The organism is Pseudomonas sp. SWRI18, from assembly GCF_014268345.1.
Taxonomy (GTDB): Bacteria; Pseudomonadota; Gammaproteobacteria; order Pseudomonadales; family Pseudomonadaceae; genus Aquipseudomonas; species Aquipseudomonas cedrina.
On record NZ_JACCQQ010000004.1, the window covers coordinates 56,793 to 72,102 of the forward strand.

Annotated in this window: 16 protein-coding genes; 12 read left to right on the forward strand and 4 right to left on the reverse strand. The window is 61.8% G+C overall.

Annotated elements, in window-relative coordinates:
• Positions 1–6 precede the first annotated feature (6 nt).
• Positions 7–1,503 carry a methyl-accepting chemotaxis protein gene (locus tag H0Z09_RS27460; protein WP_186688748.1) on the forward strand — a complete coding sequence of 499 codons (1,497 nt, stop codon included), beginning with the start codon at positions 7–9 and terminating at the stop codon, positions 1,501–1,503.
• Between the two features lie 13 nt (positions 1,504–1,516).
• On the opposite strand, the gene H0Z09_RS06750 is transcribed toward H0Z09_RS27460, so the two are convergent.
• Both H0Z09_RS06750 and H0Z09_RS27465 read right to left on the reverse strand, forming a co-directional pair.
• Positions 1,517–1,945, reverse strand: a complete 429-nt coding sequence (locus tag H0Z09_RS06750; RefSeq protein ID WP_186688751.1) for a DUF1810 domain-containing protein — start codon at positions 1,943–1,945, stop codon at positions 1,517–1,519.
• Positions 1,946–1,963: 18 nt separating this feature from the next.
• Positions 1,964–3,277, reverse strand: a complete 1,314-nt coding sequence (locus tag H0Z09_RS27465) for a methyl-accepting chemotaxis protein (protein WP_186688754.1) — start codon at positions 3,275–3,277, stop codon at positions 1,964–1,966.
• Between the two features lie 396 nt (positions 3,278–3,673).
• On the opposite strand from H0Z09_RS27465, the gene H0Z09_RS06760 reads away from it, so the two are divergent.
• From H0Z09_RS06760 to H0Z09_RS06775, 4 genes are all read left to right on the forward strand, one after another.
• Positions 3,674–4,606: a DMT family transporter gene (locus tag H0Z09_RS06760; RefSeq protein WP_186688756.1), complete on the forward strand. Its 933-nt coding sequence runs from the start codon at positions 3,674–3,676 to the stop codon at positions 4,604–4,606.
• Positions 4,607–4,756: 150 nt separating this feature from the next.
• A complete protein-coding gene (locus H0Z09_RS06765; protein WP_186688759.1) occupies positions 4,757–6,094 on the forward strand; it encodes an MFS transporter in 1,338 nt (445 codons plus the stop codon).
• 207 nt (positions 6,095–6,301) lie between these two features.
• Positions 6,302–6,754: a thiol-disulfide oxidoreductase DCC family protein gene (locus tag H0Z09_RS06770; protein ID WP_186689285.1), complete on the forward strand. Its 453-nt coding sequence runs from the start codon at positions 6,302–6,304 to the stop codon at positions 6,752–6,754.
• On the forward strand, positions 6,751–7,155 hold the full coding sequence (locus H0Z09_RS06775) for a DoxX-like family protein (protein ID WP_186688762.1): 405 nt from the start codon (positions 6,751–6,753) through the stop codon (positions 7,153–7,155). Before H0Z09_RS06770 ends, H0Z09_RS06775 begins: the two co-directional genes overlap by 4 nt.
• On the opposite strand, the gene H0Z09_RS06780 is transcribed toward H0Z09_RS06775, so the two are convergent.
• Positions 7,067–8,227 (reverse strand): saccharopine dehydrogenase NADP-binding domain-containing protein, encoded by a 1,161-nt coding sequence (locus tag H0Z09_RS06780; RefSeq protein WP_186688765.1) that lies wholly within the window; start codon positions 8,225–8,227, stop codon positions 7,067–7,069. The genes H0Z09_RS06775 and H0Z09_RS06780 overlap by 89 nt on opposite strands.
• A 153-nt stretch (positions 8,228–8,380) precedes the next feature.
• On the opposite strand from H0Z09_RS06780, the gene H0Z09_RS06785 reads away from it, so the two are divergent.
• From H0Z09_RS06785 to H0Z09_RS06805, 5 genes are read left to right on the forward strand one after another with little or no spacing between them, the layout of a single operon-like run.
• Positions 8,381–8,737, forward strand: a complete 357-nt coding sequence (locus H0Z09_RS06785) for a VOC family protein (RefSeq protein WP_186688768.1) — start codon at positions 8,381–8,383, stop codon at positions 8,735–8,737.
• Positions 8,738–8,783: 46 nt separating this feature from the next.
• Positions 8,784–9,071 carry a hypothetical protein gene (locus H0Z09_RS06790; RefSeq protein WP_186688771.1) on the forward strand — a complete coding sequence of 96 codons (288 nt, stop codon included), beginning with the start codon at positions 8,784–8,786 and terminating at the stop codon, positions 9,069–9,071.
• A 33-nt stretch (positions 9,072–9,104) separates the two neighbouring features.
• Positions 9,105–9,464, forward strand: coding sequence for a hypothetical protein (locus tag H0Z09_RS06795; RefSeq protein ID WP_186688773.1), 360 nt, complete (start codon positions 9,105–9,107; stop codon positions 9,462–9,464).
• A gap of 52 nt (positions 9,465–9,516) precedes the next feature.
• Positions 9,517–10,059 (forward strand): adenylate kinase, encoded by a 543-nt coding sequence (locus H0Z09_RS06800; protein WP_186688775.1) that lies wholly within the window; start codon positions 9,517–9,519, stop codon positions 10,057–10,059.
• A gap of 50 nt (positions 10,060–10,109) precedes the next feature.
• On the forward strand, positions 10,110–10,730 hold the full coding sequence (locus H0Z09_RS06805; protein WP_186688777.1) for a LysE family translocator: 621 nt from the start codon (positions 10,110–10,112) through the stop codon (positions 10,728–10,730).
• 45 nt (positions 10,731–10,775) lie between these two features.
• Here H0Z09_RS06805 and H0Z09_RS06810 read toward each other — a convergent pair whose 3' ends face one another.
• On the reverse strand, positions 10,776–12,404 hold the full coding sequence (locus H0Z09_RS06810) for a methyl-accepting chemotaxis protein (RefSeq protein ID WP_186688779.1): 1,629 nt from the start codon (positions 12,402–12,404) through the stop codon (positions 10,776–10,778).
• A 275-nt stretch (positions 12,405–12,679) separates the two neighbouring features.
• Between H0Z09_RS06810 and H0Z09_RS06815 the strand changes: the two genes are divergently transcribed.
• The gene (locus H0Z09_RS06815) at positions 12,680–14,056 is read left to right on the forward strand and encodes a cystathionine beta-synthase (protein WP_186688782.1); all 1,377 of its coding nucleotides are present in this window, start codon (positions 12,680–12,682) and stop codon (positions 14,054–14,056) included.
• Entirely contained in the window at positions 14,053–15,219 is a 1,167-nt protein-coding gene (locus H0Z09_RS06820; RefSeq protein WP_186688785.1) for a cystathionine gamma-synthase, read from the forward strand. Before H0Z09_RS06815 ends, H0Z09_RS06820 begins: the two co-directional genes overlap by 4 nt.
• The last annotated feature ends 91 nt before the right edge of the window (positions 15,220–15,310 follow it).

A 15,310-nucleotide genomic window follows, 5' to 3' on the forward strand; every position in this document is an offset into this window, starting at 1 on the left:
GTGTGAATGCCCACCCCCACGCGTTTTTTCGAGCACTACCGCAAAGCCGACCGCATCATGCTGGCGCTGATCTGGCTGATGTTCCTGTTTTCCTTGGGGCTGGCGTTCTGGCATGACACGCTGATGCAAGCCGTCATCATCGGTGGCGGCACCAGCGTGGTGCTGACCGCGCTGTACCGCGCCATCGGTGGAACCCGTGTGATGCGTTGCGTCCTCGGCGCAGGCCTGATGGTCATGGCGGCGCTGCATATCAACCAGGCCCAGGGTGTGATCGAAGCGCACTTCGGAATCTTCGCGCTGCTGGCGGTGCTGACCTTTTATCGCGACTGGCTGCCGATCCTGGTCGCGGCGGCCACCATCGCCGTGCACCACGTGGTGTTCCATGCACTGCAACATCAAGGCTTCCCAGTGTTTGTGATGGAACACCATGGCGGCTGGGCCATGGTCTTCGTCCACGCGTTCTACGTGGTCATGGAAACCGTCGCCCTGCTCTACCTGGCCGTGCACAGCCAGGCCGAAGCGGTTGAGAGCCAGGAGATGCTCGAGAAAATGCTCGCGGTCACCTCCCAGGTCACCGCGCAAGCCGCCCAAGGCGAAGGCAAGGCGCATGTGTCGCTGGCCAAGCGTTTTGATCACTTCCTGCAGCAGATCACCCACCTGATCGATGGCGTTGCCCGAGACTCCCAGGGCCTTGGCGAGCTCGGCCAGGAGCTGGCCAGCGCCAGCGGCACCCTGGAAAAAGGCGCGCGCCATCAACTGGCGGAAATCACCCAGATGACCGGCTCAATGCAGCGCATGGAAGACGCCATGAGCCACATCGCGGTGCACGTCGAGCAAGCGGTAGATCGCGCCGGCCAGGCCAGCCGGCAGGTCCTGCGCGGCCAGGAAAGCGTCGGCCGCGCCCAGCAGGAAATCACTCAGCTGGCGTCACGCCTCAATGGCACCCACGCAACCGTGCAAGGCCTGGCCGCGCAAGCCGAACAGATCGGCAGCGTGCTCGAAGTGATCAACAGCATTGCCAACCAGACCAACCTGCTCGCCCTCAACGCCGCCATCGAAGCCGCCCGCGCCGGCGAGCAAGGCCGTGGGTTTGCCGTGGTCGCCGACGAAGTCCGCAGCCTGGCGCAACGCACGGCGGTGTCCACCCAGGAGATCAAGACCATCATTGAAGGCTTGCAGCAAGGCAGCCGTGAGGCCGTCGAAGCCATGCACGACAGCCGCCAGGGCGTGGAACGCTGCGTGGAAGATAGCCAGGTGGCGGTGGACATGCTGCGTGCGGTGGGCGATGACATCGCGCACATCGACGACCTGAATGGACGGATCGTGACCACTACGCGCGAGCAGACCTCGGCCAACCTGGAGATTGTCGGGCGGTTGCAGTCGGTGCAGAGCATCGCACAAAGCACGGCCGATGACGTCGAAACCCTTGCCCGCAGCAGCGAACGCCTGCCGCCGATCGCCGTGCGGCTGGATGCGCTGGGCAAGCACTTTCATCAAGCTTGATGCGCCCTGTCGCTTATCCTGCCTCAAGCAGCAAGAGTGTCTTGCGATCCGGTTCACCGTCGAAAAACTGATCCAGTGCGGTTTGGTACACAGTGGACTCGTTCTGGACACTCATGAACAACGTCAGGCAAGAGCGAAACTTCAGGTCATCAGGCGCGCCGAACAGCTGACTGGCGTTTGTTCCGCGGTGTTGCAGAACCGCGTTGACGCAGCTTTCGAGCCTTGGGCCGAGCACCTCGTGCTCTAGATAGGCGCGTGCCTCGGCCACGCCGGATATAGCAAAACGCTGGGCCGTCTCGGAACGACCGAGCCCCTGCACTTGTGGAAAGATGAACCACATCCAGTGACTCGTCTTTCGCCCCGCGTGCAGCTCGTCCATGACGCGACTGAACACCGGGCGCTGGGCCTCGACAAAACGCGACAGATTGAACCTGTCTTGCATGGCTGGCTCTCCCTCTGGCTAAGCCACCTGGGTGGCAAACCTGCCCACTGCTTCGACGACCTTCTTTGCGCCGTCCTGAATTTCGACAATGACCTGGCCGGCCTGGGTGGCCAGCTCAAGGCCTTGCTCGGCCTGGGACTTGCTGTTGGCCATCTCCGCCACGGTCTCGTCCACCAGCTTCTGGTTCTGCAGGACCACCGATGCGATTTCTTCCGTCGCCGTGCTGGTGCGCCCGGCCAATTGTCGAACTTCATCGGCCACCACCGCGAAGCCTCGACCCTGCTCGCCCGCGCGGGCCGCTTCAATCGCGGCATTCAAGGCCAACAGGTTGGTCTGCTGGGCAATACTGCTGATCGTTTGGATGATTGAGCTGATCAACAGTGACTGCTTGCCGAGCGCTTCGACCCCGCCGGAGGCCGCCTGCATATCCACCGCGATTTTGCGCATGGTGTGCATCGTGTCGTTGACCACCACCGCGCCGCGTTGGGCGGTGACATCGGTCTGCTGGGATATTTCAAACGCCGTATGCGCTGCCCCGCTGACCTCTTGTTCGCGGGCCACCTGGTCACTGACCACCGTCGCGAACTTGACCACCTTGCACAGGTTGCCTTCGGTGTCGTAAACCGGGTTGTACGTCGCTTCCAGCCATACGGTCTGGCCACGGCTGTCCACGCGTTCGAATCGGCCGGCGACAAATTCACCTCTGTTCAAGGTTGCCCAGAAATCCTTGTATTGCTGCGACGACGTTTCCTCTGGCTTGCAGAAGATCCGGTGGTGATTGCCTTTGGCTTGCTCCAGGCTGTAACCCATCGCTTGCAGGAACTGGTCATTGGCCTTGAGGACATGCCCGGAAAGATCAAACTCGATCACCGCCGTCGAACGCAGCAGTGCGTCGATGAAGGAGGCATTTTCCGATGCTTTCTCCAAGCGGGAGGTGATATTCGTCGCATAGCAGGTGACATGGCTCAACTTGCCGGTCGCATCCGTTATGGGCCGCCAATGGGCGTGCAGCCACATTAAGGAACCGTCGGCGTGCAGGTACCTGTAGTCGTCGGAGATAGACTTGCCTGCGGCGACCGCAGCGCGGAAGTTATGAAAGCACGGCAGCTTGGACACGTATTGCGGGACAATCTGGGCCATGGCGCGCCCCAGGAGTTGATCCTGCGTATAGCCCAAGGCGTTGGCAAAGTTTTCGTTGCAGGCAATGATTTCGAACGCCGAATTGATACTCAACATGAGCATCTCACGGTCCAGACCATCGCGCAGTTGGCGCAGCTCCAACAGCTCGGCAGACTGCGACTGGAGCTGGTTCTTGATTTTGGTATTGAACATGGAATGCCGCCTCTTGGGTCATAACAAGTCTATCGGCATGCCATGCTGCATATTGAGGCCGTCCGATGGTCAAATAGCTCCTTTAACGCTCAAAGCATAGTTGAGCAAAAATATTACGGTGGTCGAAACTGGGGTCGTCGAATTACCCCCAGGCTATGAAGGCGGAATGGCCTCCGCTAAGTCGTACTATCTCTACAATATGGGCGGCTCTAATCCATCTACTCGCCTCGGCGAAACGGCCTAATCGAACCGAATTAATTCAAAGTGTTATGCGTCTTCAAGAAAGTCCTCCCTTGCCCCCTCGCTTAAAACGCGCTACAAAACCCTCGCAATGTTGTACGACAACTTAAAATAATCGGCCATCCACGACGGTGGCGCCAACTGCTCGAGCCTGCCATGACGCCCCCTGCCCCCGCTCCCTTCTCCCGCCAAGTCGCCGTATTGATCCTGCTGTGCATGGGCTGCGCCTTTGCAGGCAACCATATCGCCGCGCGCGTCGCCTTCGACGATGGCGCCGGTGTGCTATTGGCCATTCTGTTGCGCTCGGGCGGTACTTTGCTGGTGCTGGCCGTGCTGGTGCTGTGGCAACGCCAAAGCCTGCGCCTGCCGCCAGGTGCGTGGCGCTGGCAACTACTGTTGGGCGTACTCATCGCCACCCAAAGCCTGTGCCTTTATTCCGCCGTGGCGCGTGTCCCGGTCGCGCTGGCGCTCCTGGTGGGTAACGTGTTCCCGATCTTGCTGGCATTGCTCACTTGGGCATGCGGCGGCCCGCGTCCTAGCGCTCGCACCGCCTTGCTGATGGGCCTGATCCTGGTGGGCCTGGTGTTCGTCCTTGATGTACCAGGCCGCCTCTCAAGCCACACCGAACTCGGCCCGCAGTGGCTGCTCGGCGTAAGCCTGGCCTTCTGCGCCGCCTGTGCATTCGCCTGCGCGCTGTGGATCACCGACCACAAGTTGTCCCAGGTTCGCGGTTCGGTGCGCAGCCTGCTGACGATTTTCATCGTGTTCGGCAGCGTCAACCTGGCAGGCTTGAGCGGCGCCCTGCCGGGCGGCCTGAACCCGCCGGCGACCAGCATCGGCTGGCTGGCACTGGTCACGTTGGTGGTGCTGTATGGGACCGGGTTTATCGTGCTGTTCATCTCGGTACCGCGCCTGGATATGCCGCGCAACGCACCGGTGATGAACATTGAGCCGCTGGCGACATTGCTGATGGGCTGGATCGTGCTCGATCAAATGCTCAGCGCCGGGCAGCTGGCCGGAGGTGTGATTGTCGTCACGGGAATTGTGCTGCTGACGTATCGCAAGTCCCCTCGGCCTGCGCCTCGGTAACCCTCATCCCCGCGCCAGGCCTGGCCCGATTCCTGCCTGCTCCAATGCCAGCAAGTCGCTGCTGACTATGCGGACGACTCTTTTGGGCCCCGTCGCCCGAGCGCGTGCCCGGATAATCGGTTATCCCCCCGCCACACCGAGGCCTTCCCCATGACGAGCCCATCCACCGAACAGGTCAGCCCCCAAACCCTGCGAAAAGTCATCATCGCCGCCGGCATCGGTAACTTCGTCGAGTGGTTTGACTTCGCCGTCTACGGCTTCCTCGCCACCACGATCGCGCAACAATTCTTCCCCAGCGGCGATGCCAGCGCGGCGCTGCTGAAAACCTTTGCGGTGTTTGCGGTGGCCTTTGCGTTCCGGCCCTTGGGCGGCATTTTTTTCGGCATGCTCGGCGACCGGATCGGCCGCAAACGCACCTTGGCCATGACGATCCTGTTGATGGCCGCCGCCACCACCTTGATCGGCCTGCTCCCCACTTACGCCGCCATCGGCGTCGCGGCACCGATCCTGTTGTCGCTGATCCGCTGCGCCCAAGGCTTCTCGGCCGGGGGCGAATACGCCGGGGCCTGCGCCTATCTGATGGAGCACGCGCCCAGTGATAAACGCGCCTGGTACGGCAGCTTCGTGCCGGTGTCGACGTTTTCCGCCTTCGCCGCCGCAGCCGTGGTGGCGTACGCCCTTGAAGCGTCGTTGTCCGCCGAGGCGATGGGCAGCTGGGGCTGGCGCCTGCCGTTCCTGATCGCCGCACCGCTGGGCCTGGTGGGGCTTTACCTGCGCTGGAAGCTGGATGAAACGCCGGCCTTCGAGGCCGTGAAACAGGAACACGCGGTGGCCCACTCCCCGCTCAAAGACACCTTGCGCAACCATGGTGCGGCGATCTGCTGCCTGGGCGCTTTTGTGTCGCTGACGGCGCTGTCGTTTTATATGTTCACCACCTACTTCGCGACGTACCTGCAAGTGGCGGGCGGGCTGAGCCGGGCGTTGGCCTTGCTGGTGTCGCTGATCGCATTGATCTTTGCCGCGGCGATTTGCCCACTGGCGGGGCTGTATTCGGACCGCGTGGGGCGTCGGGTCACGGTGATGACCGCGTGCGCGCTGTTGATCCTCGTCGTGTACCCGTCATTTCTGATGGCCAGTTCCGGTTCGTTTGCGGCGTCGATTGTTGGCGTGATGTTGCTGGCGGTGGGAGCGGTGTTGTGCGGGGTGGTCACGGCGGCGTTGTTATCGGAAACGTTCCCGACCCGCACGCGCTATACCGCCTCGGCGATCACCTACAACATGGCCTACACAATCTTCGGCGGCACCGCGCCGCTGGTCGCGACCTGGCTGATCAGCACCACCGGCAGCAATCTGTCACCGGCGTTTTACCTGATGGCGGTGGCGTTACTGGCACTGGCAGGCGGGTTGGCGTTGCCGGAAACCTCGCGGATCTCCTTGCATGACGTGGGCACAGAGGAAAAAAGCGCAGCGGCGTTGGCCTCGCGGTAGGTTCATGAATGGGCGCGGGGCTGCTCGACACCGACCCCCTGTGGGAGCTGTCGAGCTTTAGCGAGGCTGCGAAAGCGGTGGGTCAAGCGCAGAAAATGCCAGCAATGCCGCCGCCTTCGCAGCCTCGCCGGGGCTCGACAGCTCCCACGAATCACTCAGAACCCGGGTATGATCCAGGCTAAATCGACCGCACTGGAGCCCACGCTCATGGCCACAACCCAAACCCGCCCTTCCCCCGCGCCTTTGCTTCAGCCCGGCGAGACCGTGGTGTTATTCGACGGCGTGTGCAAGCTGTGCAACGGTTGGGCAAGGTTCCTCATTCGCCATGACCACCAACGGCGCATAAGGCTGGCAGCCGTGCAATCCCCCGAGGGGCAAGCCTTGCTGGCCTGGGCGGGGTTGCCACTGGACCAGTTCGACACCCTGGCGGTCATCCGCGACCACCATTATTGGATGCGCTCGGACGCGGTGTTCGAAATCATCGCGCAACTGCCCGCCGCTTGGCGTCCCTTGCTGTTGTTGCGCGCCATCCCGCGCAGGCTTCGGGACTGGGCTTACGATCGCATCGCGCGCAACCGCTATCGGCTCTTCGGCCGATACGACACCTGCCTGTTGCCGCATCCGGATCATGAGCAGCGCTTTTTGAAGGGACCGCTGTGAACGCCCTGGCGCGTATCAACTGGATCGCCCGAGGCGGCCTGGCGTTCGTGTTCGCTTATCACGGGCTGGTGCCGAAGCTGCTGTGGCTCAGCGTGGATGAGCGGTCGATGATGCAGGCGCATGGGATCGAGCAGGTGCAGTTGTTCGCGACGCTGGCGGGCGTTGGGGAGATTGCCCTGGCGTTATGGATCGTGCTTTCGCCGCGCAGCGCCTGGCCGCTCGCGGTGGCGGCGACGGCATTGACCGGGCTGCTGGTGGATGTGGCGGTGGTCAGCCCAGCGATGCTCAGCGCGGCGTTCAACCCTGTGTCGCTCAATGTGGCCGGGCTGGCGTTGTGTGCAGTAGCGTGGCATGCGCGTCAGAGAAACGCGCCTCCACGCTCAGGTTCGCCGGGTCGTTGATGGCTGTCAGGTACTCGTCGACGGTGACTTCGCCGACGCACGGCCGCGCGCCGGGTTCCGGCAAGTAGCCTTGGGCGATTTTGATCGCCAGCGCGACAGCGGCGCAACTGGGGATTTGCGGGCCTTTATCATTCAAGGCGGTCAGTTGCACCGCCAGCGACAAGGGAAGGCCATCGGCACCCAAGCCCTGAACATTGATGTACATCGCGCTCTTGCCGTCACCCCATCGTTCGAACCAGGTGCCCAGCCGATGCAGCCGCGCAGCCCAAGCCAGATGATCACGCACGATCCCGACCCGCAGCGCGTGGGCCAACACGCAGTTGGCGACGCCACCCAGCTTGAGTCCCGCCCCCGCTTTGAAACTCAAGGTGTGGGCGCCATACCGGCCGGCGAATATATCCATGTCGGGCACGTCCACATTGGCCAGCACCCGCGTGCCGAGCTGAGGCAACTTGCGCAGCGTCAGGTCTTGCCAGCCCATCACTTCATGCACCTGGCCATTGCGCAGTTGCTTGATCGGTTTCCCCGCATAGGCGAGCACACCTTCGACCGTCGACAAGCCCGGCATCTTGGCCGAGGAAGAAATGCCGTGCTCGATCGAGTCGATGCGCGAGAAGCGATACCGGTACTGATCGAGAATCGCGGACGACAGCGTCGGCACTGAACTGCAACCACTGAATATCGCCACGCCCGCCTGCTTGGCCTGCGTGTCCAACACGCCCACGCCATTGACGAAGGTGCGGCAGTCGGACAGATCGCAGTAGTTCACGCCCGCCGCTATGCAGTGCTGGGCAACGGCATAGGACTGTCCCTGAAAAGGGCCACCGGTATGAATCACCAACCCAATGCCGTTCGACCGCAGAACGCCAGCGAACCCGGCCCCCAGGGCATCGCCACACCAGCCTTCGTAAACGTTATCGAACTGCGCGTTCAGCTCATCAAGTTTGCGCTGCAGCTTATGGGGGTCGCGTCCCGAAATCACCAGTTCGATGCCCGTCGCTTGCGCCAAATGCCGACAAACGATGCTGCCGAAGTTGCCGTAGCCACCGATCACCATCACCCTGAGTGCCATTCCATGCTTCCCTGAACAATCGATTGTGCGCTGAGTCTGAGGCAGACCGTCGGCGTAAGGCAATGCACTACGCTGCTGCCTTAGCTCCCGCATTCATCAAGAAATAAACTTACGTTACACTCGCCGCTCTACACATCAGCCAGGAAGGCAAGCATGAGCGTCCGCGGTAAAGACCGGCAAATCGACAACATCGAGTTCAACGTCAGCGATATTGCCCGCAGCAAAGCGTTCTACGGCCAGGCGTTCGGCTGGACCTTCGTCGACTACGGCCCCAGCTATAGCGAATTCAGCGATGGCCGCCTCACCGGTGGCTTCACGACCGGAGAGCCAATTCGCCCCGGTGGCCCTCTGGTCATCTTGTACGCCGATGACCTCGATGCCACGCAACAGCGGCTCAAAGGCCTGGGCGCTGTCATCACCCGCGAGACATTTTCGTTCCCCGGAGGCAGCAGGTTTCACTTCACCGATCCCGATGGTTATGAACTGGCGGTCTGGACCGTGCAGCGGTAGCGTTGCGAATGCGTGAGCACTCTTCGAGCAGATTGAACGGTGATCCATGAGCCTAACCCTTCAGACCGCAGCCAATGGTCACCTGACCCTGAACCTGAACGAGATGCCTGACGCATTTTGGCACTCGCTGGCCGACAGGCTCGTCAATCATCACGGATTCCAACGGGCCGGATCTCCAGGCTTCGGATTAGATGAACAGATTCACCCCGACTTCCAGTGCGCCGATTTCAACCTCGCGGCTGGCTGGGACATTTGGTCTGGGCATTATTTGCTTTCAGACTCCACGGCGGGTGATGCATTCCTGCACCAGCTGTTCGATCGGCTCCACACCTGACATCCTGACTTCGAATCAGCAAAGGACACCTCAATGGAACCTCTCAAAAACTCCATCATTGGCGAATTCTGGGAACACGGGTTTGTTGAAGCGCTGGTTCCGGGCGACGGCTCCAGCTTACGTGTTTGCGTTCGTGTGCCCATCGGCGCCGATTACCCGGCGCGTTTACGCAGTGCCGATGCGCTGTTGCCTGCCTTGATCGCAGATTTGAGGGCAGTAGAAGTCATGGCTGCCAGAGCGGTTGAAAGTGCCGCCCCTTCAAAAGTGTTTGATATCTGGATTGAGCCCGACGGTACCGCCTCTTATACCTGTGGGTTCTTCGATGGCGAGATGGAAGATGAGCTGGTAGTCGTTCATCGCAGTCAAGAAGGTGTTCTGAGCGTGGATGGCTAGGTGACCGACATCACGATCTCGCTGATAGCCCGGAATAACGACTGGAGGAAAAATGCGAATCTACATCACCGGCGCCTCATGCGCGGGCGTGACCACCTTGGGCCGAAACCTAGCAACACTGCTTGATATAAGGCAGGTGGATGTCGATGACTTCTACTGGATGCCCACGGACCCACCATTCACAACCAAGCGGCCTCCCAATGAGCGCGTGTCGTTGATGCCGCAGGCATGCGGTAATGATGATTGGGTGCTGACCGGCTCTTGCATGAACTGGGGCGATGCACTGATCGCCAATGCCGAGCTGATTGTCTTCGTTGTGACACCTACCGCCGTTCGCCTTGAACGCCTGGACGCGCGTGAAAAGGCGCATTTTGGAAAGCGGATCGCACCGGGTGGTGATATGCATCAGATCCATCTGGCCTTCCGAGAGTGGGCTTCGCAGTATGACGACCCGAACTTTTCAGGACGCAACCGCGCGTGGCATGAGGCTTGGTTATCGCGGCAGACGGCTCCGGTCCTGCGCGTTGACGGGATGAGCAGTGGTGAACAAATGGCTGCGCTGGTCATTCACGCAGTGGCGCGAGCAGCGCAATAACTGGAAACCGATTATTCTCTCCTCTGCACCTCAAGCAACCCGGAGCCGCCATGGACCTCACAACCCTCGCCCTCTTCCTCCCCGCCTGCTTCGCCCTGAACATGGCGCCAGGGCCGAACAACCTATTGTCCGTCAGCAACGCCACCCGCTACGGCTACCGCAACTCATGCCTCGCCGGTATCGGCCGACTGCTGGCCTTCGCCGGCATGATCGCCCTCGCCTCGGCCGGCTTGGCGGTGGTGTTGCAAACCTCGGAGCTGTTGTTCTACGGGATCAAGATTTTGGGCGCGGCGTATTTGTTTTACTTGGCGTACCAGCTGTGGCGGGCCAATCCGGAGGCGCAGGCGCAATCGGCTACGGCCACGGTGGGCGTGTGGGCGTTGGCGCGTCAGGAGTTTCTGGTGGCGGCGGGCAACCCGAAGGCGATCCTGATCTTCACCGCCTTTTTGCCGCAATTCGTGGTACCCGGCGAGCCCATTGCCGCGCAATTCGCCCTGTTGGGCGCGCTGTTTCTGCTGCTGGAATGGGTCGCCATCAGCGCCTACGCCTACATGGGCCTGCACATGCGCCGCTGGTTTGCCGAACCGCGTGGCAAGCGCCTGTTCAATCGCTGCTGCGCGGGGTTGTTGTCGGCGGCGGCGACGGTGTTGTTGATGGCGCGGCGTGCATGAGGGCTGCGCCGCTGCGCATCCCTCACGGTAAAGCCTGGGTCACGCTTACATGCGGAACTGCTTGACCATCCGATTCAGCTCAACGGCCAGGTTGGTCAGCTCAGACGTGGCGATCGCAGTCTGGCTCGCGCCTTCGGAGGTCTGGTTGGACAGATCGCGAATGCTCACCAGGCTGCGGTCAACCTCCCTGGCGACCTGAGCCTGCTCTTCCGAGGCGGTCGCAATCAGCACGTTGCGCTCGGTGATGTTGTCGATGGACTCGGTGATATCCACCAGTGCCGTGCCCGCACCCTGAGCGGTGTCCAGGGTTTTCTGGGCTTGGGTGTTGGTGCTGGTCATTGCCGAAACGGCAGCGCCCGTGCCTTTTTGAATCGAGCTGATCATTTGTTCGATTTCGCTGGTCGACTGCTGCGTACGATGCGCCAAGGCCCGTACCTCATCGGCCACCACGGCGAACCCTCGGCCCGCCTCGCCTGCGCGGGCGGCTTCGATGGCGGCGTTCAGCGCGAGCAGGTTGGTCTGTTCGGCAATGGCGCGGATCACGTCCAGCACTTTGCTGATGTCGGTGGCCATGACCGCCAGCCCCTGCACTTCCTGGGAAGCGTTTTCCACATTGGCGACCATCAGGCTGATGGCGGCCACGGTCTCGTCCACCCGTGCGCGCCCTGCCAGTGCCGCGCTGTTTGAGCGATTGGCGGCTTCGGAGGCCGCCGAGGCATTCCTGGCGACTTCTTCGACCGCTGCGCTCATCTCGGTGACGGCGGTAGCTGCCATTTCGACTTCGTTGTTCTGGCGCTGTATGCCTTTGTTGGCGTCCTCGGTCACCGCGTGCATCTGCTCGGAAGTCGAAGCCAGTTGGTTGGACGAATCGGAGATCAGCGACAGGGTGTTGCGCAGGCCCTGTTGCATGGCTTTCAAGGCCTGCATGAGCCTGGCGACTTCGTCATGCCCCTGCACGTCGATGGTTTCGCTGAGGTCGTTTTCAGCGATGCGCTCGGCGATCGCCAGCGACCGGCCCAAGGGCTGAGTGATGCTGCGGGTGTACATCAATGCCAGCACAATGGCCATCAACGTACTGACCAGGATAAACCCACCGACCGTGAGCTTCGCCTGGTTATAGGTGTGCGTGGCGTCTTCGCCTGCTTTCTTGGCCTTGTTGTTATTCAGCTCGATCAACTTTCTGATGTCGTTTTCTACGGCATCGGCCGACTGCTTCATCGCCTCGCTCGATAATTTGACCGCCTCCTCCAGCTTGCCGGAAGCGATAAGCGCCAGGTACTGATCCTGTACCTGCTGATAACTGCCATAGGTTTGTGTCAGCTCGGCGAAATTCTGCTTGCCCATGGGCGTCACGATGAGCGTCTGCAGTTCGGACAGCAGCGCCTGCAGATTGGCCCTGGACTTTCTGACGTCTTCAAGCGACTGCGCCTTGCGGTCCGCCGGCTCGATAGGGTTACGCAAGCGTGAGTTGCTGCCCCTGATGCTGACGAACTCTCGATCGATCTGGCCCAGCAGGGAGATGCTGGGCACGACGTTGGTTTCTACGAACTTTTCGGAAGCGTTCAGACTGGCAGCTTGCAGGAGTGCGATACCGCCCAGCGCGATGATCAGCACGCAGAAGAAGCCAAAGCAGAGCGCGGATCGGGGCGCCAGGTCAAGTTTACGCAGTAACATGGGGAAAACTCCTTATTGGTTCCCCTGTGTCGCCACTGATCTGGCTGCCTGTAGGACCGTCCGTCGCCCCTGACAGCGCAGGGCAATAAACCCTGGGTTTTGTCGGAGAATGGTTTATTACTGAATGTAACCTCAGCTACACCGCGCTTGGCCGCTTGATGCGCCAAATACAGACAACCATAGGACCCTCCGGTTGCGACCTGCCCGATCCCGGCCTATCGTCGATCTCATGTTTTGCCTTTCGCTGTCCATCCCATCCGTATTCAGGTGACGACATGCCCAGCCTTCCCCGCCCCGCCGTCCTCGAACTGATCGGCAACACACCGCTGGTTCGGGTCAGCCGGTTCGATACCGGCCCCTGCACGCTGTTTCTCAAGCTTGAATCGCAAAACCCCGGTGGTTCCATCAAGGACCGCATCGGCCTGGCCATGATCGACGCCGCCGAACGCGACGGCCGCCTGCGCCCCGGCGGCACCATTATCGAAGCCACCGCCGGCAACACGGGCCTGGGCCTGGCGCTGGTCGGCCGAGCCAAGGGCTACCGCGTCGTTTTGGTGGTGCCCGACAAAATGTCCACCGAAAAGGTGTTGCACCTCAAGGCCATGGGTGCCGAGGTGCATATCACCCGCTCGGACGTAGGCAAGGGCCACCCCGAGTATTACCAGGATGTCGCCGCGCGCCTGGCCAAGGATATTCCCGATTCTTTCTTTGCCGACCAATTCAACAACCCGGCCAACCCGCTGGCCCATGAGACCAGCACCGCGCCGGAAATCTGGGCGCAAACCCAGCACGACCTGGACGCGATCGTGGTGGGTGTCGGCTCGGCCGGTACGCTCACGGGCCTGAGCCGTTTTTTCAAGCGCGTGCAGCCCGAGCTGGCCATGGTGCTCGCCGATCCCGTCGGCTCGGTGATGGCGGAGTACAGCCGCAGCGGCCGCTTGGAAACGCCCGGCTCGTGGGCGGTGGAAGGCATCGGCGAGGACTTCATCCCGTCGATTGCCGACTTGTCCAGCGTGCGTCACGCCTATTCCATCAGCGATGAGGAAAGCTTCGATCACGCCCGCCAGTTGCTCAAGGCCGAGGGCATTCTGGGCGGTTCATCCACCGGTACCCTGCTGGCCGCCGCCCTGCGCTATTGCCGCGAACAGACCGCGCCCAAGCGCGTGGTCACCTTTGTCTGCGACACCGGAACGCGCTACCTGTCGAAGGTGTACAACGACCAATGGATGAACGACGCGGGCCTGCTGCAATACAAGCACTACGGCGACCTGCGCGACCTTATCGCGCGGCGCTTCGAAGACGGCCGCGTGATCAGCGTAAGCCCTGACGACACCTTGCTCACCGCGTTCCAGCGCATGCGCCTGGCGGATGTTTCACAACTGCCGGTGCTGGTGGACGGCCGCGAACTGGTCGGCGTGATCGATGAATCCGACATCCTGCTGGGCCTGCATCAAGACGCCGCGCATTTCAAAATGATCGTCGCCAGCGCCATGACCGACTCCCTGCGAACCCTGCCCCCCGGCGCCAGCCTTGGCGAATTGCAGGCAGAGCTGGATCGCGGCCTGGTCGCCATTATTGCCGACGCCACGGGCTTCCACGGCCTGATCACCCGCGTCGACCTGCTCAACCATCTACGGAGGTCCCTTGCATGAGCCAGACCGATAAAAGCGCGTTTGCCACCCGTGTGATCCACGCCGGGCAATCTCCCGACCCGACCACGGGCGCGCTGATGCCGCCGATCTACGCCAACTCCACCTACCTGCAAGACAGCCCCGGTGTACACAAGGGGTTCGACTACGGGCGTTCCCACAACCCGACGCGCTTTGCCCTGGAGCGCTGCGTGGCGGACCTGGAAGGCGGCAGCCAGGCGTTCGCGTTTGCCTCCGGGCTGGCGGCGATTTCGACGGTGCTGGAATTGCTCGACGCCGGCGCCCACGTGGTGTCCGGCAATGACTTGTACGGCGGCACCTTCCGCCTGTTCGACAAGGTGCGCCAACGCAGCGCCGGGCACCGCTTCAGCTATGTCGACCTGAGTGATCCGTCGGCGTTTGAAGCCAGCGTGCAGGACGACACCCGCATGGTCTGGGTCGAGACCCCAAGCAACCCGCTGTTGAGCCTCACCGACCTCAGCGCCATCGCGCGCATCTGCCGCGACCGCGGCATCCTCTGCGTCGCCGACAACACCTTCGCCAGCCCCTGGGTCCAGCGCCCGTTGGAGCTGGGCTTTGACGTGGTGGTGCACTCCACCACCAAATACCTCAATGGCCACTCCGATGTGATCGGCGGCATCGCCATCGTCGGCGACAACCCCGCGCTGGCGGAACGCCTGGGTTTCCTGCAGAACTCGGTCGGCGCCATCGCCGGCCCCTTCGACGCCTTCCTGACCCTGCGCGGCGTGAAAACCTTGGCGCTGCGCATGGAGCGCCATTGCAGCAACGCCCTGCAACTGGCCACCTGGCTGGAACAGCAACCGCAAGTGGCGCGGGTTTACTACCCAGGGTTGGCAACACACCCGCAGCACGAACTGGCACTCAGGCAGATGCACGGGTTTGGCGGGATGATTTCCATCGACCTGAACAGCGATCTGGCCGGCGCGAGGCGCTTTCTGGAAAACGTCAAGCTCTTCGCCCTGGCCGAAAGCCTCGGCGGCGTGGAAAGCCTGATCGAACACCCGGCGATCATGACCCACGCAAGCATCCCGGCAGCCACGCGGGCGCAGTTGGGGATTGGGGATGGGTTGGTGCGGCTGTCGGTGGGGGTTGAGGATGTGGAAGATCTGCGTGCCGACCTGGCCCAGGCCTTGGCCCATATATAAACAGCGCAGACAGCAGAGATCCAAATGTGGGAGCGGCGGTGCGACGATTCGACTTGCTCGCGAATGCGGTGGATCAGTCGATTAATCTGTC